This is a genomic window from Cytobacillus praedii (assembly GCF_001439605.1).
Taxonomy (GTDB): domain Bacteria; phylum Bacillota; class Bacilli; order Bacillales; family Cytobacillaceae; genus Cytobacillus; species Cytobacillus praedii.
Map to the genome: position 1 here is coordinate 88,295 of NZ_LMBX01000017.1, position 22,424 is coordinate 110,718.

Consider the following 22,424-nt stretch of genomic DNA (forward strand, 5'->3'; position numbering starts at 1 on the left):
AAAGTTACTCATTCATTTGAGTAACTTAAAATCACTAAAGATATGTAAAAAACTGGTGAAGTATACTAATCTGCCTGGACTTTATAATTTAAAACCTTTTCGGCATTATCAAACCAGATAACTAGCCATTCACTATCTATACTAATAAATCCCCTCTCATTGCCAAGGTAATAGACAATAGTGTTATCATCTTTAAAACGCTCGATAGCATCAGGTTTTCCCAATAACATGATGACCTCTTCTTTTGACAGTCCGATTAGTTTAGTCCTGCTCAGCAAATCATCGATCATATATACTCTTTCATCAGATTTAGCCAGCCAACGTTCGGCAGTGAAATTTGCTTTTTTCTCATTTATACCTAAAACAGTAAAACAATAGAGAGGGAGTATTAGGCAAAGGAATGTAACAATCAAACATACTCCTCTCCCCTCCCTGTGATGTCTTAAATCCGTATACTTCCATAAAACTAGTAAAAATAAAAGTAATAGTCCTACTGGCATCAGAATGGCAGATACACTTAATCTGTGAAAAGTAGAATGCATTGAGTCGATGTAAATGCTTAAACCAAAATAAAATAACACGTATAGAACAATATACCCACCGAAAATAAAGTAAAAAATATTTTTCATTTTCAACTGCCTTTTTATGTAGTAATCAACTTTTTTATAGTTGTTATAATAAATACTAACTCTATCATTTCTTTTTGCCATCCCACATGTTTGTTCATTTAACCGTTTTTGGAAAGTTCTTCTCTAAAATTAGTACAATTTTTGTTTGATTGCTCCTTTGTACTCTCACCAATTTTGTTATTTGCTATTTTGCCTTCACTTGTACAATAGTTATATAAGTTGTGCCCTTTTCATTTAATTACCTGCTTATTCAAAATTCTTTAATGCCATAAAATCCAATGGACATAATTCTTCACTTTCAACAACAATGGCTGTTAACCCTGTATCTGTTTTTGTTTCATGCCACTCATCCTTCATCCAAAACACCGCGTCTCCAGTATGAACTTTTACATAATTCTCTATTTCTCCACGAACGTAGCCCTCGCCACTTACAATTAGAAGCAGCTGCGGCAATTTGGCTTGGTGAAACCCAATAACCCCACTTCTCTCTAAGTGCATACATCCAATATGTGCTTCTTTTTTTGTTTGAATGATTCGAGACATGATAAAATCCGAATTGAATACTGTGATCCTCTTCCCTGTATCTTTATTAAAAGAATAGATTTCCATTTAAAAGTCCTCTCCTATTTTCAGTAATTAATAACTTTTCATCTACTAGATTCGTTACTCAAGAATACATTCCTTTTTTTTACTTATTTATTTTTACAATTGTATCGACTTGTCCAAATAGTTGAAACCAAAAAAAAAGCTGTTAAAGTAGGTATAAAGGGTAGAAATATTTGGAGGAACCATACACATGAGTATTAATATTTTAGTTGTTGATGATGAAAAGGAAATCGCGGATTTAATTGAGGTTTATTTAAAAAATGAAAATTATACTGTCTATAAATTTTATTCTGCTAAGGAAGCTCTCCATTGCATCAGCATGGAAAAACTAGATCTTGCTATTCTTGATGTAATGCTGCCAGATACAGATGGATTTGCCATTTGTCAAAAAATCAGAGAAAAGTTTCATTTCCCTATAATTATGCTAACTGCCAAGGATGAAGAGATCGACAAGATTACAGGCTTAACATTGGGTGCAGATGACTATATAACAAAACCCTTTCGCCCTTTGGAGCTAATTGCCCGCGTAAAGGCACAGCTTCGGAGGTTTACAAAGTATAATCAGCAGGATACAGAAGAGGATGAAAATATTATTGCCATCTCAGGATTAATTCTTGATCTGAATACACGGAAGTGCCAATTAAACGAAAAGGCTTTATCGTTAACACCGACAGAGTTCTCCATTCTTAGGTTTCTATGCGTGAACCGAGGCCGTGTTGTTAGTTCTGAGGAATTATTTAAGGAAGTATGGGGTGAAAAATATCTTAGCAGCAATAATACGGTCATGGTTCATATTAGACATTTACGTGAAAAAATGAGTGAGTCCGCAGAAAATCCCAAATATATAAAAACGGTCTGGGGAGTGGGGTATACGATTGAAAAATGAATTTAGCAAACTAAAAAGGAAAATCATTCTTCAGATTACTTTAATTTTACTCTTAACAATTATTGTCGGTTATTTCGTTTACTTTGCTTTAATTGATGGTGTCTTGCAGGCTCCTTTTGCCAATATGTTTATTAGCTTTTGTGAAAACGTGCTTCAGCTTGATTTCTATACTGCACAAAATATTTATGTATCAATATTTCAAATGAATAAATCATTGTGGCTTGCGATTGGGTTCATACTATTGCTGCTTGTTATTTTTTATCTGGCACTCTCTCGATTTACACGTTATTTTAATAAAATTAGTGAAGGCGTTGATAGGCTAACTGAGGAGTCAGATACCGACATTCAACTTCCTGCCGAACTGGACTTTATGGAAAAAAAGCTGAATACAGTTAAAAGTAAACTTGAAAAGCGTGCAAAGGACGCAAAAGAAGCAGAACAGCGAAAAAATGATCTTGTTGTCTATTTAGCTCATGATATCAAAACTCCATTGACATCAGTTATTGGCTATTTAAGTCTTTTAGATGAGGCAGCAGATATGCCAATTGAGCAAAAAGAAAAATACTTGAAAATCACACTGGAAAAAGCAACTCGTTTAGAACAATTGATCAATGAATTTTTCGAAATTACAAGGTTTAATTTACAGTCGATTTTACTTGAAAAAGAAACAATCAATCTGAACTATATGCTCATGCAGATAGCAGATGAATTCTATCCCTTACTTGCCCCAAATGGAAGGCAAACAATTGTGGAAGTTGATAATGATCTTAAGATTGATGCGGATCCAAACAAATTAGCAAGGGTATTTAACAATATTTTAAAAAATGCTATCGCCTATAGTTATGAAAATAGCATCATTGAAATTTGCGGTACTAGGAAAAATGAAATGGCAATAATAACTTTTACCAATACAGGAAAAATCATTCCTTCTCATAAGCTAGAAATGATTTTTGAAAAATTCTATAGATTGGATACTTCCCGTACTGCTCAGACAGGTGGAGCTGGATTAGGGCTGGCTATTGCTAAAGAAATCGTCCATGCTCATGGAGGCAGCATTTCTGCGGAAAGCAATGATGAGAAAACAGTATTCACGGTTACGATTCCGATCTAATCTTAAGGGAATCTTAAGATTTCAATAATAGAAAATTAAAAACTAACTCCTTCTTTTATGTTTTAATTAGTGAAGCAATGAGATAAGGAGTTGTGTTTATGAGAAAAAATAAACGTACATATAGTACTGTTTGGATCATTATTTTTCTGATTGTCCTAACTATTTTTTTTATACCTGATGAAAAGTTTGATGGACTGATACAGGACATGCTAAATAATTATACAAAGGAATATCCTGCAGAAAGTAATAGCACAATTGATGATTTGTATAGTCAGAATGCGATTTTAATAAATTTGGATGAGGAAAAAATCTTGATGGAAAAACAAAGTGAAGAAATTATCTTCCCTGCCTCTCTTACAAAAATTATGACTACCTTGGTCGCTATTGAGAATCTTGCTGATTTACAAAAGCGGATTTTACTTCCAGCAAGCATGTTTTCTGACCTTTACTATGCTAATGCTTCAATGGCAGGATTTCTACCAAATGAAAAAGTAGCTGCTATTGATCTACTTTATGGAACAATGCTTCCATCCGGTGCAGAAGCATCTATAGGACTGGCAAATGAGATTGCTGGGTCAGAAACAGCGTTTGTTGAGCTGATGAATGAAAAGGCAAAGCAGATTGGTATGAAGGATACTCACTTTACAAACGCTACAGGTCTTCATCACAGAAATCATTATTCAAGTGTGAAGGATATTTCAGTGCTTCTGGAATATGCATTAAAAAATCAAACCTTTCGCACCATTTTTACAGCAGAAAGGTATTCCACAGCACCATCAAATCTTCATCCAGATGGGATCACGTTCAAGAGCAGTATGTTTAAAAATCTCAATTCCTCCAATTTAATGGGTGAAGAGATTATTGGAGGAAAAACCGGCTACACAGAACAAGCTGGGTTATGTCTAGCGAGTATCGCTGAAATAAATGGGCAAGAATATCTCCTAATTACCGCTGGTGCAAATGGAAACCATCAAACAGAACAATACAATATTACAGATGCGATAGAAGTATATAAACAAATACGATTTTAAAAGATAAACGATATTTCTGAAATAATGAAAACCTCCTAATAGTGAACTGCACCTCAATTGCTTGACACCATGAAACAATTGAAGGTGCAGTTTTTCTTTGGTTTAATTTGCTGTAGAAGATTACAAGCAATTCTCTTATCAAAGCTGGCATTTTCAAATGAAGCAATGTCTTTATAGACTTGACTCAAGGGGAATCATCCAAAGTATGTCTCGCAATGAAATGGTTACGACATCACTGCCATGGATAAGTTCTTTTGTATGATGAAATCTCAGTTCCTCCACATGAGAGAATTTGAAATATACATCGCTACCAAAAATACAAAGTGAATAAAGGCAAATTTTAAATAAGTCGGGTGCAATACCGAACTCTTTTAACCCAAGCTGCCTAATGAAATAACCGTGTCTTACTTGGTATTTTCCCCTACATTAGGAATCAATATATAGATTCATCTCCCTTCAATTTCAAAATAATTTCTTATAATTGCTTTAAATCCCTTTTCACTGCACCTTCAAATCAAACACGCTCAAGTTTCCGATATGGCTTAGAGGGCAGCTGAATACGAATTGAATCATCCGGACTTACCTCACCACTTTTCAAAACGATTCCCATGATTCCAGCCTTGCGAATAAGATTTCCCTCACTATCCTTATCTATTACTGCTTGCAGAAGACCTGGTTTAAAATGATCTATTTGCGGACATGGATTACGCAAACCAGTAATTTGAATGATAGCTTCTTCACCTACTTGCAGGATAGTATCAGTTGGCAGCTCCAAAAGGTTGATCCCGCGAGTAGTAATATTTTCACCTAGCTGTCCAGGTTTAATATCAAAACGGTCCTTTAACTCATCAAATAATTCAGATTGAATGATATGTACTTGTCTTAAATTTGGCTGATTTGGATTCTGTGCAACCCTTGAGCGATGCTTAACGGTTTTGCCAAAATGCGCATCTCCTTCCACCCCGTATCCACTTAATAATTTGATTTTATTTCGATTCTCCTTACTAAATGTATGAGTATTGCTCAAACTTACAGCTATTACTTTTCCGCTTATCAATTTCTCATCAATTAAATTCATCAAAAGTCTCCATTTCTTTTTTTTACGTATAATACAAAAGTACTTATATATATTGTAATTTAAATAATCCCCATGCCCTCTAACAAGCTCAACCTCATCGTTTGCTGATAGCCAAAAATAGAGAAAAGCTAATCCGGCTTCATCTCCCTCGCCCATTGGCAGGTAATCCCAACGATCTAGGGGCAGCTCATAAATCCCCTGCAATTAAACTTTCAACCTCAAACTCTTCTAGCCATCATTTCTTCCTTCACGTCTCTAATAACTACCTGTTTCGTGTACGCCTCAGATCTAACTGTCCCCTTTGGGTTTGTAATCCCCAATGAAGATCAGAGTGTTGAAATTATTATGGCTGCCTTTTGTCCTCTTTTAATCTTGTGATATATCCATAAGCGATTCACATCTGATAGAACCTTTATTAGATTGCATTAACACTTAACCCCGCATACAAAATAAATGACAAAGCATTTATTCTTTTTCACAATAATCTTTATTCCTCATCAATCGTAAAGATTCCTTCAATAATAGTTTAGCAGACAGATAAAAAGCATTACTATATAAGCAATGCTTTCTATTTCAATCGTTTTTCTACTCCCGTGAGAATATTTAGACCCTTCTTCAAATCTTGGTTCGCTGCTTTAATGACCTTCATGCCTAAGCTGATAATAGATGTATCTTGCTTCTTTAATATCGCTAATTCTTGTTTTGTTTTTTCAAGCTCCTTATGCATATTCTCTACTTGCTTTTGCAAACGATAAAGCTCTTGATCCTCTCCTTGGTAAGAATCGAGTTCTTCATCGCTTTCAGAGGTTGACAATCCAATATCTCCGACTAATTCCATTAATGTTTCATCCTTCAGTAATTTATTAGCCATTTTCATTAAAGAGGTATAGTTAAGAGAATCTTCATTTTTCAAAAGGCTCCCCATTAAGTCCATAGCCGAATCATTCATTAATGCCCGCTTTTCTGTTTCCTCACTATTACTTGCCAATGGTAAACTCTCCTTTCAAATCAGAAAAAAAGTATAATTATACCTGTAAAAATCTAGCCCACTTATAGATAAATACACTGGGAGAAATATCCCCAGTGTATCCTCTAATTAAGCTGCAGATGCTTGTCCAACTAACGAACGAATGGCTTTTCTAATAGCAGATGCATGACTATCACTGCCAAGGATCATTGCCAAAATCCAAGCAAACAACAAAATGACTAGAAGTATAAGGATAACTAGCATTAAAAGTCCCCCCTTTCACAAATATTTAAGGGACCCTTACAGTTCCATGGTATGTATGAGGGATGGACATGCATAATGAATCACCCTATATTCTAAAAAATAGGCAAAAAAAAGCACAAGCCTTATGCTTGTGCGCTATGTTTATCTCTGAAATTGAACTCTATGAAGATTTGCGAAAATGCCGCCAAGGTCAATTAACTCATCATGGCGCCCTTCTTCTGCAATTCCATCTTCTGTTACGACAACAATGCGATCAGCATTACGAATCGTTGCCAGACGGTGTGCAATAACAAGTGTTGTTCGATCTTGTGCCAGTTCGGTCAAGGCGTGTTGAATAATTTGTTCTGTTTCCGTATCCAAAGCAGAAGTTGCTTCGTCAAGTATAAGAATAGGAGGATTTTTTAAAAACATTCGCGCAATCGCTATCCGCTGCTTCTGACCACCTGAAAGCTTCAGCCCTCTTTCTCCAATTTGTGTTTCATAGCCCAACGGAAGTGACGCAATGAAATCTTCTAGGTGGGCTCTTCTTGCAGCTTCTTCAATTTGTTCATCTGTTGCGCCAAGCATCCCGTAGGCGATATTTTCTTTTAACGTTCCTGTAAAGAGAAAAACATCCTGCTGTACAATCCCAATTTGAGATCGCAATGATTTCTTAGTCAGTTCTCTTACGTCTATTCCGTCGATTGTTATACTTCCACTATTCACATCATAAAACCGGGGGATTAGAGAACAAATGGTAGTTTTCCCGGCTCCAGAAGGACCGACAAAAGCGACAGTTTCCCCTTTATTTATCTGAAGATTGATCCCTTCCAGCACTGGTTTATGCTCATCATAACTGAAAGTAACATTGTTAAACGTAATATCTCCATGAAGGGAAGCCACTTCTATGGCATCTTCTGCATCTTCTACTTCTGGCTCTGAATCCAATAATTCAAGGAAACGTTTAAACCCTGCCATCCCTTTTGGATATAGCTCTAGCAATGCGCTAATTTTATCAATTGGTTTCAAAAGTACATTTACATAAAGAACGAAACCAACTAGCTCCCCATATGTCAGCTGGCCAGTAAAGCTTAACCAGGCACCAAATACTAACACGATAAGCGTCATTAAGCGTGTTAGCATATAAATTCCTGACGAGCTAAAGCTCATAATTTTGTAGGCAGAAAGCTTTGCTAATCGGAATCTCTGATTGTTCGTTCTGAATCGGCTAATCTCATAATCTTCGTTTGTAAAGGATTGAACAACACGTACACCTGAAACACTATCTTCTACTCGAGCATTTACATCAGCAATTTCACCATACATTTTCTTCCACGCTTTATTCATACGAATATTGCAGAAGGAAATGAGCCAAATAAGAAATGGTGTAATGATAATTGTCACCAATGCTAGTTTTACATTAATCGTAAGCATAATCCAGAATGCCCCAACAAAAGTCATGATTGCAATAAATAAGTCCTCTGGTCCATGATGGGCAAGCTCCCCAATATCGAAAAGATCATTAGTCACACGGCTCATTATATGACCTGTTTTTGTATTATCAAAGAAACGGAAGGATTGACGCTGAACATGCTGAAACAGCTGCTGTCTCATATCTGTTTCAATATTGATGCCAAGCATATGCCCCCAGTAGTTTACAATATATTGCAAAAATGTGCTTACTAAATATAGTGTTAAAAGTCCAGCACTAACGGATACAATCTTCGACCAATTTCCGCTTGGCAATAAATCATCAACAAACCATTGTACAGCAAGCGGGAATGCAAGTTCCAAAATCGCAACAATAACTGCACTGCTAAAATCAATCGTAAATAGTTTTTTATGCGGTTTATAATACGAAAAAAATCGGCGAATCATAACATTTTTCTCCTTGTCCTCAAAATATAATCACTTGGATTATATGGTGTGGCTGATAAACATACAAGTTAATTGACTTAATTAGCTTTTTTCGGTTGTTTAAACTTTATCTTCATAAATAACTGATAGAGGACTTCTGAAATAACAAGTCCTACGGCAATCGCCCCAGAAATCATAAATGCTTTTGCTGCTAGCTGAATAGCACCATTATAATCATTGACAACAAAATGGCGCATCGCATCATAGGCTAAGCCTCCTGGAACTAGTGGAATAATCCCTGCGACACTGAAAATAATAATTGGTGTTTTATACATTCTAGCAAAGATCTGACTGATAACCGCAATCACAAAAGCGGCAACCAAAGACGCAACAACCGCATCGAATTCCTTATTTACGAGAAAGATGTAAACAAACCAGCCAGCCATACCTACAAATCCACATTTAAGTAACGACTTTTTAGGCGCATTAAAAAGAATACCAAACGCTGCAGAGGCAATAAAACTTGTAATTAAGTGTACAATCATCTGCTGCATACCTCCGTTTTACACTAATAAAAGGCGACGACGACTGCTATTCCAGTACCAATCGCACAAGCAGTTAAAAATGCATCTGCCCCTTTTGATAATCCTGACACTAAATGCCCCGCCATCAAATCCCTTACCGCATTGGTAATTAATAGACCTGGGACAAGCGGCATAACAGACCCAATAATTATTTTATCAAGCTGTGTTCCGACACCAATTTTTACAAATAGAAAGGCGATTAAGCCAATAACGAGTGAAGCTACAAATTCAGAGAAAAATCGAACTTTTAAAATTTGATGTATGTAGACGAAACAAACAAATCCTAGTCCTCCCGCAATAACGGCTGGAATAAAATCGCTCCACTGTCCCAGAAACATCATTAAGAAACAGCCACTGGAAATGGATGCAGCAATGATTTGCTGATAGATTGGAAAAGTAAAATCTGCATCTTGTATTTCCTTCAATCGAATAAGTGCCTGTTCTAACGTCATCTCCCCGCTGCTTAACTTCCTTGAAACCCCGTTAACTAGCGTTACTTTATATAAATCAGTTGTTCGCTCTGATATTCGCATAAATTTTGCCGGCTCTGTCCCATCAATAGAAAAAATTATCCCTGTCGGTGTTACATAGCTATGTGATTGAGGTATGCCGAATGAAGCAGCAATCCTTGACATTGTATCCTCTACGCGATACGTTTCTGCTCCGCATTGCAGCATAATTTTTCCAGCAAGCAGACATAATTCAATCACTTCATATGTTTGGGGAAATCTATTTTCCACCCTTTTCCCTCCTAAACAATCATACATTACCACAATTAATTATATTTCTTCATAATAAAGGAAATGTTTCATGAATTAAAGAGGAATTAAGAAAGTTTTGCCCTTCTCTGCAATATAAAAATCTTCGAAATATATTTATATCTGCGAAAAAAGCAATTTATCTACGATAATATAAAATATATCTACGAAAGTGGATGTTTTATCTTCGAAAAATCGGAAATATCGATTTTTCGACAAAAGCCTTATGATTCATGCAGAGAAAAAAGCTGCCAAGCTGGCAGCTTTCTCCTAAAGAGGAACGTCTAAAATAATCTTAGTCCCACTATCCTTTACTGATTGGATTGTAATATTTCCCTGTACAGCTTTAGCTCTTTCTTCCATACTGAAAAGGCCGACACCACGAGAAACGGAATGAATATCAAAGCCCTTGCCATTATCCTCTATCATGACTCTCACTTCATCCTCCATCTCACGGATCGTCACGGTTGCTTCTTCCGTATCCGCATATTTTCGGATATTCGTCAGTGCCTCCTGGATTATTCGATAAATGGTGATTTCTTTATTTTCACTAAGTCTTGTATTCAAATAGCAGTCAAAATGGACATTAATATGGCTGTGATCAGAATAACGGACCAGGTAGGAGCGGATGGCAGGAATTAATCCTAGATCATCAAGAACGGAAGGTCTTAATGTCCAAGAAAGATCCCTAAGCTCTTCGATAATTTCAGTTGCCTCATCCTGCATTTGATCTAATAACGGGTGATTCAGTTCAGTTTGCAAACGATTGATTGTTATTAGATGGCTATATAGGTTTTGACCAATCCCATCATGCAGTTCACGGGAAAGCCGCCTTCGCTCATCCTCCTGCACATTTATGATTTTCGCCATCATTAATTGGAGTTCTTCCTCCGCCTTTTTTCTCTTAGTTATTTCGTGTCGAATAGCTAAATATTGGTAGGGACGATTATGATCATCCAGAAATGGAACGATCGTCGTGTCGACCCAATAAAATGTTCCATCTTTGGCACGATTTTTTATTTCGCCTTTCCAAACTCTGCCAGACGCAATCGTTCGCCACAAATCTGTGAAAAATTGTTTATTGTGATATCCTGAATTAATAATCCGGTGATCTCTCCCCATTAATTCTTCTCTTGAATATTTAGAAATACGGCAAAATTGGTCATTAACATAATGGATGGTCCCTTTTTGATCAGTAATAGCCACAATAGACGATGCATCAAGTGCAAATTTAAGGTCACTCAATTCATTGACTGACTTCTTCAACTCTTCCACCACTTGCTTATACTCCGTTATTTCATAACGGATGGCAAGATATTTCAATGGTTTGCCTTTTTCATTAAGAAAAGGAACAATGGTGGTATCTACCCAATAATAGGAACCATCCTTTGCTTTATTCTTAACTTCTCCACGCCATACTTCCCCATTTCCAATTGTCCGCCAAAGCTCTTTCATAAATTCCTTTGTATGATAACCTGAATTTATAATACGATGATCCTTCCCTATCAGTTCCTCAGCTGAATACCTCGATACCTCACAAAATTTTTCATTCACATATGTAATAATTCCCTTTTGGTCAGTAAAGGCAACAATTGTTGAAGCATCAAGGGCATACTTTAAGTCAACGAGCTCATTTAAATGATAGGCATTCTGTGATTTTAGTCTTGATTGATCTTTTACACCATTAAAAATAATTAGGTAGTAATTTTCATTACCAAGTGAAAAAGCATTTATACGATAAAACAATGAAAAATCATAACCGGTTCGATGTTTCCCATACTGATGAATAATCATTCCTTCTTTAGCAGTAAAAAGATTCATTTCAGGCATAAACTGATTTAGCTTTTCCCCAATCATCTCATCCTTTTCATAGCCAAATATGTAACATGCCCGTTGATTCGAATCTGAAATGATTCCCTTTTCATTCACTAGAATAGTCGCATCTTCAGAAGCTGGAGTATTGTTATTATTAACTTGCATCTGACTATCCCTATCCATTTTTGTTCCTCCTGATTGCCGTTTAAAACAGGCCGCTTATCATCCCTTCCAAAGAAAGGGCAGCCTGCCTGACAATATTTTGTTCCCCTTCATTAATCGGTTTATTCGTACGTCGCCCCACTAATAACACACCTTTTGGTGCACCCTTATAAAAAATCGGGACGGCATAGGCATAAAGAAGCTTTTCAGCAAGCATAATCGGATATTCAAGTGCTTTTCCATAGATATTATCAGGAAAATTATTGACCGTAATGGGACTCCCTGTCGAAATCACTTTCCCTGCAATCCCTTTTCCATAACGAACAGTGATTTTCTTATATTTATCATTACTATTCCCAGCCGCATAATGCCATCTAACATCAGGTCCTTCTCTATTCTGTAAAGCAAGGCCGACAAAATCAGTGGCTATTTTAGATAATATGGATTCACACATATGAGCAATCTCAAATGATTGATTCAAGATTGAACTCCCCCTTTAAATTCCATATCCTAATAACCCCTTTTTCAACGCAATCTCCACGAGTTCTGGCCTTGTTTTCATTTGCAGCTTTTCCATCAAATTTCCTTTATGTGTTTCAACCGTTTTGACACTGATAACTAGCTGTTCAGCAATTTCCTTATTTGAAAATCCTTTGGCAATTAAAGTCAGTACCTCTTTTTCCCGGTCAGAAAGAAGATTAAACGTATCCACATTCCCGTTTTTTGCATTTCCAATGTACTCTTCCATTAACCTTTTTGTTGCTGATGGATGTAAATAAGCATTACCTGCAGCTACAGAACGGATTGCTGAAAGAAGTTCATCATGTGGAGCACTTTTTAAAATACATCCAGATGCCCCTGCTTGAATGGCCCTAAATAAATATTCCTCATCATCATGCATCGTTAGAATAAGGATGGCCGTTTCAGGCAACAGTTTTTTTAGTTCGGTTGTTGCTGAAAGACCATCTTTCCCATGTGGCATGCTTAAGTCCATGACAACGACATTTGGCTTTAATTCGAGTGACTTTTGAATGCCTTCATTCCCTTCAGAAGCTTCCCCTATCACTTCTAAGTCTGAATGATTGTTTAAAAGCATTTTCAAGCCCATTCTTACAACCGCATGGTCATCACAGAGCAGAATTTTGATCATACCAGCTCCCCCTATCTTTGTTCGATTGATAAGCGCAAAATACGTAACAAGGGATTGCAGCTTCGCAAATCCCTTGTTTTTGTCTATTCTATATGAATGGAAGATAAAGTTCGACTACTGTCCCCTCGCCAATCTTTGTTGAAAGATGCCATTCTCCCCCGATTAAATGCATTCTTTCCCTCATTGCTGCGAGGCCAGTCGATTGATGCCATCCTTTATCCTTATCAAACCCTCTGCCTTTATCTTTAATGATAATAGATAAATGATCGAATTGCCATGTAAAAGTCATTTCTGCCTTTACTGTGTCCGCATATCTTGCAATATTTGCCAATGCTTCTTGACATACTCGAAAAAGAGTAATTCTTTGTCTTTCCTCTAACGGAACTTCTTTACCGGAAGTCTCCAGCTCTACCTCTATCCCGTATGTAGAGGTATACAGCTTCAGATAACTTTTCATAGCAGGAAGCAGTCCTAATGTCGTAAGGGTAGGAGGATGGAGTTCGACAGCCAGCAGCCTGATTTCTTGAATCGTTTTTTCAAGCAATTCTGCCATATCACTAACATATCCCTTCATTTCATCCTGTTCAACTGCATTCCCAATAAACTGCATCCCTGTATAAAGACTATATAATGTTTGGCCGACCCCTTCATGCAGTTCAAGTGCAATTCGTTTAATCTCTTCTTCTTGGGATTGTATGATATAGGAACTAATTTCGTTTTTATCTGGCTGCCTTTCCATGTCTGACACCCCTCCTTATGCTTTTTTCTTTTTTAGATTTGAAATATCACTAAACATCCCTGCATATTGAACCACTTCACCTGCATCGTTCTTTACCGCACTAATCGTCAGCCATTGAAGATATTCTTCTCCATCTTTGCGGCTATTCCAGATTTCACCTTGCCAGTAACCATTGGTTTCAATTGAATGCCAGAGATCTTCATAAAAACTCTTTGCTTGTTTATTCGATTTAAGGATATTCGGATTCTTACCGATTGCCTCAGCAGCTTCAAAGCCTGTAATCTTTGTAAATGCTGGATTGACAGAAATGATCTTCCCATTGGTATCTGTTATCATAATTCCTTCTGCTGTATGATTTAAAACCTCATTAGCCAGACTCATTTTACCTTGGAAATACATCCAAACAACTAATATTAAGCTTGCAAGCGCTACTTCAGAAAGAGCCATAAAGCCAATTGCATAATGCCCAGTTAGATTGAACAGCAAAGTAAGAATTAGCGGCGGAAAGAATCCACCCAAGCCACCCATTGCAGAAACAATCCCGTTAACAATTCCCGCCTGTTTACTAAAGTACATCGGCACCAGCTTAAAGATTACACCGTTGCCGATACCAGCGCAAAGTGCGATTGTAAGACACCCGAACGTATACCAGCCGATAGAAGGTGCAAATGATAGGATCATTGCAGAAACCGTGTAAACACCGAAAACAAACATCAGAAGAATCAGTGAATGAAAACGATCTGCCAGCCACCCGCCAATTGGCCTCATGAGTGTAGCAATGACAATAAAACCAGCTGTTCGAAAACCTGCATCTACTTTTTCTAGTCCAAAATTTGCAACAAGAAAGTTTGGCAAATAGATCGTGAAAGCAACAAATGATCCAAATGTGATAAAGTAAAACAAGCTTAACAGCCATAGCTTTTCATTTTTATATACACCTTTAATTTGTTCTAAAAGAGGTGTTTTTACTTTTGTTTCCTGTTTATCCCCTAAAAGAAAGTTAGCAAGAATAAAAACGCCTAGAATAATCAGATAAAGCTGTACAGTTGTTGACCAGCCAAATTTTGTTGCAACAACTGGTGCTGCAAATGCAGATATCGCTGTACCAAGATTCCCTGCACCGTAAATCCCATTCACAAACCCATGTTTTTCCTTTGGATAATACTTTGGCAGAGATGTAACACCAACAGAGAAAACGGCTCCTCCAATTCCGAGAAATAATCCCCCAACCAGTAAATCTGCTAAAGAATTCGCAATACTAATATAATAAACTGGGAATAATAGCAGAACAAAGCTGATGAGAAAAATTTTCCTTGCACCAAATTGATTAGCATAATACCCTAGCGGAACACGTAAGATTGACCCTAGAATAACCGGAATGGCTGTCACAAGTGCCAATTGGTTATCAGGAATAGCAATGTCTTCTTTAATAAATGGCAGTAATGAAGAAATCAACACCCAAATCATAAAGCCGACAATAAGATTTAATGTTTGTAATGGGAGCTGTATTTTTCTAAGCATCTGGTCCACGCTCTCTTCTAATAACATAATTTAATCCCGCTTCATGGTCATATGCAGACCATTCATTTTCGCTCATTCTCACATCTGCTTTTAACGGCACAGCGAAGAAATATTTATCATCAAAATAAATGCGCAGATGTGTCTTATCAGGACATAGCCCTGTTTTTGTTATCGTTTTTTTCACAAAAGGTGCTTGATCTTCCCCGGGCTGGTCTAAGATTGCAACTTCAGCCCGATGGAAAATGAATGACTCGATTTTTTCTATTTCAGTGGGTCCCACAGCTACCGCACCCTCTCTTTGCCGGATAGATAAACATTTTATAGCCTTGAAGTGTATCCCAAAATGTCTCTTCTGCATGTTCCTCAATATAGGCAATGGTTTCTTCCTCTGATTGCCATTTGCTCATGCCTTTTACTTCAGCTACGACAATTTCCATGTCATCCTCAATTTTCTCGTCTAAATACCAATTTAAGCGGACGCCCTTAAATAGCCTCGACAACATTTCATCTACTTCGGCTGCAAAATTTCCGGAAGATTTTCTAATAAAACAAAAATCAAGGTATGTTTCACTGTTCATTTGACTCACGCCTTTACATTTTTCATCTTTTTATAAGCAAATAATGCGATTGGAAACAACACGATATTTAAACCGCAAAATATTAATGTGTTGACATAATTTTCATAAAAGAATTGATGAACCATATATTGTGTAAAAATAATGTTTAGAAACAAAATGAATGCAAGGACAGCAACTCCTACATAACTACGCTTCATAACGTTTCACCCTAACTGCATAAATTGCGCCATTATCTACTTTCACTTGAATTTCAGGAAGCGGGCGTCTTGGCGGTCCCGCTGTTGGTGCACCTGTTTCTGCATCAAAGAATCCATGATGGCAAGGACAAACCATTTGGTTTTGTTCTTTCACCCAAAAGACTGGGCAGCGAAGATGTGTACATGCATTCTGGTAAGCTACATATTTGTTTTCATTTAATCTGATGATAATCGCATCATCATGCTCCCCAGGGAATTTAAATTCCAGTGAATCTCCTACCGCTAATTTACTTACATCCGTAATTTTTTTATGCGGGTACTCTTTCTCTCCGAGTCCCATTAATTCCTTTGCTGCAACAGCTCCCCATGGAAGGGAGGAGACAGCGAAGACACCCGCAGCCCCAGCCAATGTTTTCATAAATCCGCGTCTATCCAATTTTCTTTCATTATCCCGTTCAATATTGTGTGTATAATTATCTTCATTAAAGGGAATTTTATTATTTTTATCTGATGGCATTCCGAATCCCTCCTAAAATAGCTTAGTTACACCCTGCAGAATACCAGGGAGATTTACTTTCACGTTTGTTTCACCTTCTAGGTATGGCAGGCTTGTTACCCATTTGCCATTATCTAAATTAAATTGCTGCTTCTTGTTTTCAATCTCTTCGTCTGTTAGCCATTGAAGTGTATTAGATGGACAAACACTTGCACACATCGGCGGAATGCCATCCTTTGTCCGGTCAATACATAAATCACATTTATACATTAAGTTTTGTTCTGTATCAAATTTCGGTATGCCATAAGGACAAGCAATTGTACAGTTTTGACAGCCGATACATTTTTCCACTAAAGCAGATAGAACAGCTCCTGTTTCATGGATTTGTATCGCTTGCGCCGGACAGCTTCTCGCACATGCCGGATTGACACAATGAAGGCACATTAAAGGCATCGTTTGTCTGTTAACTAGAGGGTTTACATCATAAACATAGTTTCTGTTTCTTTCTTCGTGTCCGCCGCATTGTGTACATGCTGCAAGGCATGATCGGCAGCCGATACAGTTTTCTAGTTCTAAATACAGCCTTTTTTTAGTCATTTATTGCACCTTCTTCATTTCAGCTTTTTCTACTTTTTCTAACTGTGCAGCACATGCTTTATATTCTGGCATTCTTGAAATTGGATCCAATGCTGCTATTGTTAATAGATTAATAGATTGTTCATGACCAAAGTGATATGGAACAAAGACCGTATCCTTACGAATCGCTTCTGTAATTTTAACTTTGTAAATAGCTTCGCCTCTTCGTGTAAATAGGCGGACTCTTTCTTCATGATCCATCTTATATTTTGCAGCTGTTTCTGGATGCACTTCCACAAATGGCTCTGGACACATATCGCGAAGGAATGGAATTCTTCTCGTTTGGTTTCCTGATAGGTAATGGTAAACAACACGTCCAGTTGTTAAGCGCAATGGATACTTTTCATCTGGCTCCTCTGCTGGCGGACGGTAAGGTAGTGCACAAATTTTTGCTTTTCCATCTGGATGATAGAATTTCTTGTCTAGGAACATATGCGGAGTACCTTGATCATTTTCATCCTTACACGGCCAGAACACACCATCTTGCTTATCAATTTTATCCCATGTCGCACCATAGTAATCAGCATAACCGCCCTTACTTGCCAAGCGGAATTCGTCTGCTACGTCTTTTGCTGTTTTTAAGTGAGAGAAGTATTTTCCTTTGCCTAACCGTTCTGCAAGCTCTACTTGAATTTGCCAATCCGGCTTGGATTCGCCAAGCGGCTCTTGTGCTTTGTTAATTTTTATAATTCGGCCTTCAAGGTTTGTCACTGTCCCTTCATCCTCAGACCAAGTCACTGAAGGAAGAACAACATCTGCAAATTCTGCTGATTCAGAAAGATAGAAGTCAGCGCATACCATAAAATCTAAGCCTTTTAATGCTTTTCTGACAAAATTAAGGTTTGGAGCAGATACAGCTGGGTTTGAGCATAATAGGTATAAGCCTCTAATTGTTTTTTCTTCCATTAATTCGAACATTTCATAGGCAGAAACCCCTGGTTCTGGCATTTCCTCTGGTGTTATCCCCCAAACTTGGCATACTTCCCTTACATGTTCAGGGTTCGTAATTTTTCGGTAGCCTGGGAGTAAATCAGACTTCTGACCATGTTCACGGCCGCCTTGCCCATTTCCTTGACCAGTGAATGTCGCAACACCTGATTTAGGACGGCCAATTTTACCTGTAACTAGTGCCATATTTGTATATCCTGAAACATTATCTACCCCTTTATGCTGCTGCTCGATTCCACGAGCAAACATAACAACTGCATTTGGTGCTTTTCCATAAATCTCAGCTGCACGGATAATTTTTTCAGGAGCCACTCCTGTTAATTCGCTCGTATACTCTGGTGTAAATTCTTTTACAAGTTCTTTCGTTTCTTCAAATCCGTTCGTATGCTGATTAACAAATTCTTCATCAGCATATCCATTTTGTATTAATAGATTTAAAATCCCATTTGCAAGGGCAAGGTCTGTCCCCGGTTTCAAATCAAGGTGAACGTCTGCTCTTCTAGCAATGGGTGTTTCACGAGGATCAGCAACAATAATGTAGCCGCCTCTTTCCTGTACATTCCAGACACGGAACATTGAAGTTGGATGGCATTCCGCTGTGTTGCTTCCTGCAATAAATAAGCAATCTGTTTCATGAATATCCGTCCAAGGCAAAGTTGAACCTCTATCGACCCCAAATGAACGGAGGAAGCCACCGGCTGCACTTGACATACAGAAGCGGCCATTATAATCGATATAACGTGTTCCAAGAGCTACACGTGCAAATTTTCCTGTTAAGTAGCATTTTTCATTTGTCATTGACACACCGCTGAATACGGATAGTGTATCTTTCCCATATTGTTTTTGCAGTTCAGTAAATTTCTTAGCGATTAATTCGTATGCTTCTTCCCAGCTTGCTTCTCGGAAGCCTTCTTTCGTGCCTTTTAATGAAGCATCATCACGAATAAGCGGTTTAAGGATTCGATCATCATGATTGGTTTGCTGGTAAGCTGTAACCCCTTTTGGACACATCTTTCCAACTGTCACCGGCCAATCGTAGCGAGGCTCAACCCCGATAATTTTATTTGTTACCGTATTTACCCGTAAATTCATGCCGCATTGCATGCCGCAATAGCTGCAATGTGTTTTTACAAGTGTTTCATTCGGATGTCTAACATTCTCTATCTCTTTAAAAAACTTATCCCTTTGCATTCTGGTTTGCCTCCTTCACTTTTACCTCATGGGTAGGGAAGCCGGAAAATTGTGCAATCCGGTATTTTCTGCGACATGGAAGACATAATTCTGCGAGATGGTAGCCTTCCTCTGTTTTAAAATGAATATCGTTCACGCCGAGCACTTCGACGACATCTTTTGATTGTTCAGTAGAAACAAATTCTGTTTCACATACTTTACATTTTTTCATTGATTGCTCCCCGTAGTATTCACGATAATTTTTCGCAAATACGCTTAACGGACGGAACGGGATATGTGCCAGTTTTCCGAATGGAAGATAGATTAAAGTAATAATAACTGTCCATTGATGGATTAAAGACATGGCTGGCTGTCCATGGCCATCCATAAACATATTTAAAAAGGTTAAAAGCAATCCTGTCACACTTACCAATATCAACATAACTAATGGCAAGAAATCGTACATGAATTTCTGTTCTGCTCTTGCCTGCATATTCTTGAAACGGCGGTAAAGTACCATGCACACACCAGCGATTACCATGACGGCAGTAATATTCAGAGCATTATAGGAAAGGTTAGCGATAATACCATCAGCTGGAACTGTTAAGATTTGCATTCCGAAAAGAATAATATTGTACATTCCATTATCATCCATTGTGAAGTACATCCAGCCAAATACGAGCGGGAATGTTACACAGCAAGCGAGGATGCATCCCCATCCAATCAATACGTGCTGAGTCCATCGGTAAATTCCCCTATTCCAGATGAAACGATATGTAGCTAAATGCTCTACAGATGTTTTTGGTGTTGATTTTCTAAAAAGCAGCTTGATGCCTTTTTTAATAATTATTTTTGTCGGCGGTCTTTCTCCCCAAGCAATAAATCGATAAAAGAACCCACCAAGAAAGACAATGGTTCCAACCATATAGCCATATAAATTTAAATCGATATGCGTGAACATCCTTGTACCAATGAATGTTAAGACGAAAAGTCCACAGATAGCCAGAAACATAGATTTTGCAAATTTTGAAGCAAATGCGTTATTAATTGAATGGACCGGCTTTTCGTTCACAGCAGCTTTTGCCTGCATTTCATATTCCCCCTCAATACATTTAACTTACTTTCATTTTAGAAGTTTGTAAGACATTCATGTATCGGGGAACTTCCCTATCTTAGTGGGAAAATCCCCTGATATTAAAATCTTAATAAAACTGAATATCCAGCTGAAAATTCGAAACTTTTTAACTCCTCATCCGTAACTTAATTATTGGGAGGCGATTAAATGAAGAAAAACATTGTGATCTTTACCCTTACATTGTTCGTAGAGGTTGCACTGACTATTATTCTTGCATCATTGTTCTCTGTTCGCTTCATAGAATTAATGTTTTTTACTGGGATTGCATTTACGGCATTTACAATATGGTTTTCGAGCAGCGGCGGAGCAATGACAAGACATATTGACAGCCAAACGAGTGCAATGACGGGTATTATGATGAAAAGAGAGGAATTTACTTTAAGTCCTAACTATGCAGTCTTTGCTTCGGTCACTTTTCTTGCCATAGGACTCATTTTCTTTGTATTATTAGTAACAAATATTATCCCGCCAGCTTAGGTGTAATTTTTTATTATGCAGTAAGGTACAAAAAGGAGTGTCTTTCAATGACCAAATCAAAAGCGAAGAAAATTCGTGAAAAGTTAACTCGCGAAGGAAAAAGAAATCCTGAAGAAAATCGAAGTCCATTTGCATTTACTGATATGCGGACAAGAAAAACAAAAACAAAAAAAGATTTGCTTTATCAGAAAAAACAAAGGAACCATTCACCCTATAATGACATAAGTGATGGTTCTTTTTTTATATTTATATAAGAATATAATGGCAAAATCAGTTTACTTCTAATTGATTTTCTCGAAATGAAAAATAAGATTGGAGATCCCCTTGATAAACTAGTTTTTGAGAAGATGCATGTTTTAAGTCCTGAGGGGTAATCATACAAAGATGTTTGTTTGTTTCAAGAAGCTTGCCCTCTTTTAAAATTGTTGCAACAAAATGAGAACAAAAATAAGCATGCTTACGTTTAATTCGTTTATTTAACGCCAGTGCAAATAAACCTAGTAAATTATAGCGATAGTTTTGTTTATTCTCTTCTATTTCCTTTATTAGACGAAGCATATTTTCATACTGTATATCTGTTACCGAATAAACATATACTGCACATGTGGCATTTCGGAATAATTCCGAACGTATATCTTCCTTTACAAAACCGCCAATAAATGGATTTCTCGGTCTTTTTCTGCCAAAGCTGTATACTTCAGTTAAATCGCAATCAAAGCCAATGGATGCGTGGTTATGACTTTCTCTCGTATATAACCTTATCATTCTAGTAAATAATGTCCCTGTATCGGTAAGCAGAAGATACACTTTCCTTTCTCCCATAAATCATCCTCCTGCAATCACTTATCGAAAAGGAATCATCTGATAACATAATCCCAATCGTTCTTTACGCTTTTATTAAATCAAAATCTAACAATTGCCATAAGAATCTAGAGAACTATTATTCTCTAGGACTTGAGAAGTAGGGATGAATCTTCTATGACAAAATCATAACAAATTCTGTCCCACTATTCATATCCAATATTATACAAAAATTATATAGAATTGGGTATTAAAAAGTAAAATCATAGTTTCTTTTGAATATACATGAAGAAAGGATATGAAGGAAGGGGATAAACATGACTTTTTGGATCTTATTGTTTGTTGTTCCAATTTTCATCATCGCTATCGTAGAGGAGTTGATTTATTTTATAGTAAACAGAAAGGTGTTTGGTCCTTCAAACTTAGAACTTTCTTTAACGAAACTGTCCAAGCAGCTTGCTAAAAAATTCAAAAAAGTCATTTACCCTAAATCGATCAAACAAGAATAAGTCTTTTTATCATGAAACCCCAAGCTATTGAACAATATATTTAGGAGTTCCTCCTACGATCTCAAAAACCAATTATCTGACTAACTCAACTAATATTGTGCATATTAATAGTGTAATCATTTTGAGGAGGTTTTACTATGAATAAGCAAGGACATTCTAATCCTGATCAGACAAGGGGTCAAATCGAAAAACAAGATAAGCACAATGATCTCGAACTTGGTTCAGAGTTCCAGATTGGAAATGATTCTTCGCAAAGTCAAAAAAAAAGCGGAAAACAAGTGAATAAGAAATAACATAAAAAATCCCCGTTTTTTACAATGGGGATTTTCCCTTATTTCTA

At 37.2% G+C, this 22,424-nt stretch carries 28 protein-coding genes; 7 read left to right on the forward strand and 21 right to left on the reverse strand.

Features of this window, described 5'->3' with window-relative positions:
- Positions 1-65 precede the first annotated feature (65 nt).
- Positions 66-413 (reverse strand): outer membrane protein assembly factor BamE, encoded by a 348-nt coding sequence (locus tag ASU02_RS26485; protein ID WP_157684530.1) that lies wholly within the window; start codon positions 411-413, stop codon positions 66-68.
- Positions 414-875: 462 nt separating this feature from the next.
- Positions 876-1,238, reverse strand: a complete 363-nt coding sequence (locus ASU02_RS17500; protein ID WP_057765970.1) for a cupin — start codon at positions 1,236-1,238, stop codon at positions 876-878.
- Positions 1,239-1,425: 187 nt separating this feature from the next.
- On the opposite strand from ASU02_RS17500, the gene vanR reads away from it, so the two are divergent.
- From vanR to ASU02_RS17515, 3 genes are all read left to right on the forward strand, one after another.
- Complete coding sequence (vanR, locus tag ASU02_RS17505) at positions 1,426-2,121, forward strand: VanR-ABDEGLN family response regulator transcription factor (protein ID WP_057765972.1); 696 nt, start codon at positions 1,426-1,428, stop codon at positions 2,119-2,121.
- Entirely contained in the window at positions 2,111-3,232 is a 1,122-nt protein-coding gene (gene vanS, locus ASU02_RS17510) for a vancomycin resistance histidine kinase VanS (protein WP_057765974.1), read from the forward strand. The genes vanR and vanS overlap by 11 nt, the downstream gene beginning before the upstream one ends.
- A 98-nt stretch (positions 3,233-3,330) precedes the next feature.
- Positions 3,331-4,263 carry a D-alanyl-D-alanine carboxypeptidase family protein gene (locus ASU02_RS17515; protein WP_057765976.1) on the forward strand — a complete coding sequence of 311 codons (933 nt, stop codon included), beginning with the start codon at positions 3,331-3,333 and terminating at the stop codon, positions 4,261-4,263.
- 514 nt (positions 4,264-4,777) lie between these two features.
- On the opposite strand, the gene ASU02_RS17520 is transcribed toward ASU02_RS17515, so the two are convergent.
- The 18 genes from ASU02_RS17520 to ASU02_RS17600 all read right to left on the reverse strand — a co-directional run bounded on the left by ASU02_RS17520 (position 4,778) and on the right by ASU02_RS17600 (position 20,252).
- Positions 4,778-5,545 (reverse strand): MOSC domain-containing protein, encoded by a 768-nt coding sequence (locus tag ASU02_RS17520; protein ID WP_242691192.1) that lies wholly within the window; start codon positions 5,543-5,545, stop codon positions 4,778-4,780.
- 364 nt (positions 5,546-5,909) lie between these two features.
- Positions 5,910-6,329 carry a hypothetical protein gene (locus ASU02_RS17525; protein WP_057765978.1) on the reverse strand — a complete coding sequence of 140 codons (420 nt, stop codon included), beginning with the start codon at positions 6,327-6,329 and terminating at the stop codon, positions 5,910-5,912.
- A gap of 108 nt (positions 6,330-6,437) precedes the next feature.
- Positions 6,438-6,572, reverse strand: a complete 135-nt coding sequence (locus tag ASU02_RS27250; protein WP_269745996.1) for a hypothetical protein — start codon at positions 6,570-6,572, stop codon at positions 6,438-6,440.
- A gap of 141 nt (positions 6,573-6,713) precedes the next feature.
- On the reverse strand, positions 6,714-8,429 hold the full coding sequence (locus ASU02_RS17530) for an ABC transporter ATP-binding protein (protein ID WP_057765980.1): 1,716 nt from the start codon (positions 8,427-8,429) through the stop codon (positions 6,714-6,716).
- A 77-nt stretch (positions 8,430-8,506) separates the two neighbouring features.
- The gene (locus ASU02_RS17535; protein ID WP_057765982.1) at positions 8,507-8,953 is read right to left on the reverse strand and encodes a threonine/serine exporter family protein; all 447 of its coding nucleotides are present in this window, start codon (positions 8,951-8,953) and stop codon (positions 8,507-8,509) included.
- 23 nt (positions 8,954-8,976) lie between these two features.
- A complete protein-coding gene (locus ASU02_RS17540; RefSeq protein ID WP_095396734.1) occupies positions 8,977-9,732 on the reverse strand; it encodes a threonine/serine exporter family protein in 756 nt (251 codons plus the stop codon).
- A gap of 288 nt (positions 9,733-10,020) precedes the next feature.
- Positions 10,021-11,748 carry a PAS domain S-box protein gene (locus ASU02_RS17545; RefSeq protein WP_057765984.1) on the reverse strand — a complete coding sequence of 576 codons (1,728 nt, stop codon included), beginning with the start codon at positions 11,746-11,748 and terminating at the stop codon, positions 10,021-10,023.
- 22 nt (positions 11,749-11,770) lie between these two features.
- Positions 11,771-12,208 (reverse strand): GAF domain-containing protein, encoded by a 438-nt coding sequence (locus ASU02_RS17550; protein WP_232426283.1) that lies wholly within the window; start codon positions 12,206-12,208, stop codon positions 11,771-11,773.
- Between the two features lie 15 nt (positions 12,209-12,223).
- Positions 12,224-12,877, reverse strand: coding sequence for a response regulator (locus ASU02_RS17555; protein WP_057765986.1), 654 nt, complete (start codon positions 12,875-12,877; stop codon positions 12,224-12,226).
- An 88-nt stretch (positions 12,878-12,965) separates the two neighbouring features.
- Positions 12,966-13,616, reverse strand: a complete 651-nt coding sequence (locus ASU02_RS17560) for a sensor histidine kinase (protein ID WP_057765988.1) — start codon at positions 13,614-13,616, stop codon at positions 12,966-12,968.
- Positions 13,617-13,631: 15 nt separating this feature from the next.
- On the reverse strand, positions 13,632-15,137 hold the full coding sequence (locus ASU02_RS17565; protein WP_057766056.1) for a nitrate/nitrite transporter: 1,506 nt from the start codon (positions 15,135-15,137) through the stop codon (positions 13,632-13,634).
- Positions 15,130-15,417 carry a hypothetical protein gene (locus ASU02_RS17570; RefSeq protein WP_057765990.1) on the reverse strand — a complete coding sequence of 96 codons (288 nt, stop codon included), beginning with the start codon at positions 15,415-15,417 and terminating at the stop codon, positions 15,130-15,132. Before ASU02_RS17570 ends, ASU02_RS17565 begins: the two co-directional genes overlap by 8 nt.
- Positions 15,404-15,715: a hypothetical protein gene (locus ASU02_RS17575; protein ID WP_057765992.1), complete on the reverse strand. Its 312-nt coding sequence runs from the start codon at positions 15,713-15,715 to the stop codon at positions 15,404-15,406. The genes ASU02_RS17570 and ASU02_RS17575 overlap by 14 nt, the downstream gene beginning before the upstream one ends.
- Positions 15,716-15,720: 5 nt before the next feature.
- Positions 15,721-15,912 (reverse strand): hypothetical protein, encoded by a 192-nt coding sequence (locus tag ASU02_RS17580; RefSeq protein WP_053476519.1) that lies wholly within the window; start codon positions 15,910-15,912, stop codon positions 15,721-15,723.
- The gene (locus ASU02_RS17585) at positions 15,902-16,429 is read right to left on the reverse strand and encodes a Rieske (2Fe-2S) protein (protein ID WP_057765994.1); all 528 of its coding nucleotides are present in this window, start codon (positions 16,427-16,429) and stop codon (positions 15,902-15,904) included. Before ASU02_RS17585 ends, ASU02_RS17580 begins: the two co-directional genes overlap by 11 nt.
- 12 nt (positions 16,430-16,441) lie before the next feature.
- Entirely contained in the window at positions 16,442-17,005 is a 564-nt protein-coding gene (locus tag ASU02_RS17590) for a 4Fe-4S dicluster domain-containing protein (RefSeq protein WP_053476521.1), read from the reverse strand.
- A complete protein-coding gene (locus ASU02_RS17595) occupies positions 17,006-19,183 on the reverse strand; it encodes a molybdopterin oxidoreductase family protein (protein WP_057765996.1) in 2,178 nt (725 codons plus the stop codon). It lies immediately after the preceding gene.
- Complete coding sequence (locus ASU02_RS17600; RefSeq protein ID WP_057765998.1) at positions 19,170-20,252, reverse strand: respiratory nitrate reductase subunit gamma; 1,083 nt, start codon at positions 20,250-20,252, stop codon at positions 19,170-19,172. Before ASU02_RS17600 ends, ASU02_RS17595 begins: the two co-directional genes overlap by 14 nt.
- A gap of 192 nt (positions 20,253-20,444) precedes the next feature.
- Between ASU02_RS17600 and ASU02_RS17605 the strand changes: the two genes are divergently transcribed.
- Entirely contained in the window at positions 20,445-20,774 is a 330-nt protein-coding gene (locus ASU02_RS17605) for a hypothetical protein (RefSeq protein WP_057766000.1), read from the forward strand.
- Positions 20,775-20,821: 47 nt separating this feature from the next.
- Positions 20,822-21,028 carry a hypothetical protein gene (locus ASU02_RS17610; RefSeq protein WP_057766003.1) on the forward strand — a complete coding sequence of 69 codons (207 nt, stop codon included), beginning with the start codon at positions 20,822-20,824 and terminating at the stop codon, positions 21,026-21,028.
- A 16-nt stretch (positions 21,029-21,044) separates the two neighbouring features.
- On the opposite strand, the gene ASU02_RS17615 is transcribed toward ASU02_RS17610, so the two are convergent.
- On the reverse strand, positions 21,045-21,596 hold the full coding sequence (locus ASU02_RS17615; protein ID WP_057766005.1) for a hypothetical protein: 552 nt from the start codon (positions 21,594-21,596) through the stop codon (positions 21,045-21,047).
- 296 nt (positions 21,597-21,892) lie between these two features.
- Here ASU02_RS17615 and ASU02_RS17620 point away from each other — a divergent pair, with 296 nt between their 5' ends.
- Together ASU02_RS17620 and ASU02_RS26735 are read left to right on the forward strand one after the other, a co-directional pair.
- Positions 21,893-22,084 carry a hypothetical protein gene (locus ASU02_RS17620; protein WP_057766007.1) on the forward strand — a complete coding sequence of 64 codons (192 nt, stop codon included), beginning with the start codon at positions 21,893-21,895 and terminating at the stop codon, positions 22,082-22,084.
- Between the two features lie 137 nt (positions 22,085-22,221).
- Positions 22,222-22,377, forward strand: a complete 156-nt coding sequence (locus ASU02_RS26735) for a hypothetical protein (RefSeq protein WP_165571582.1) — start codon at positions 22,222-22,224, stop codon at positions 22,375-22,377.
- Positions 22,378-22,424 lie beyond the last annotated feature (47 nt).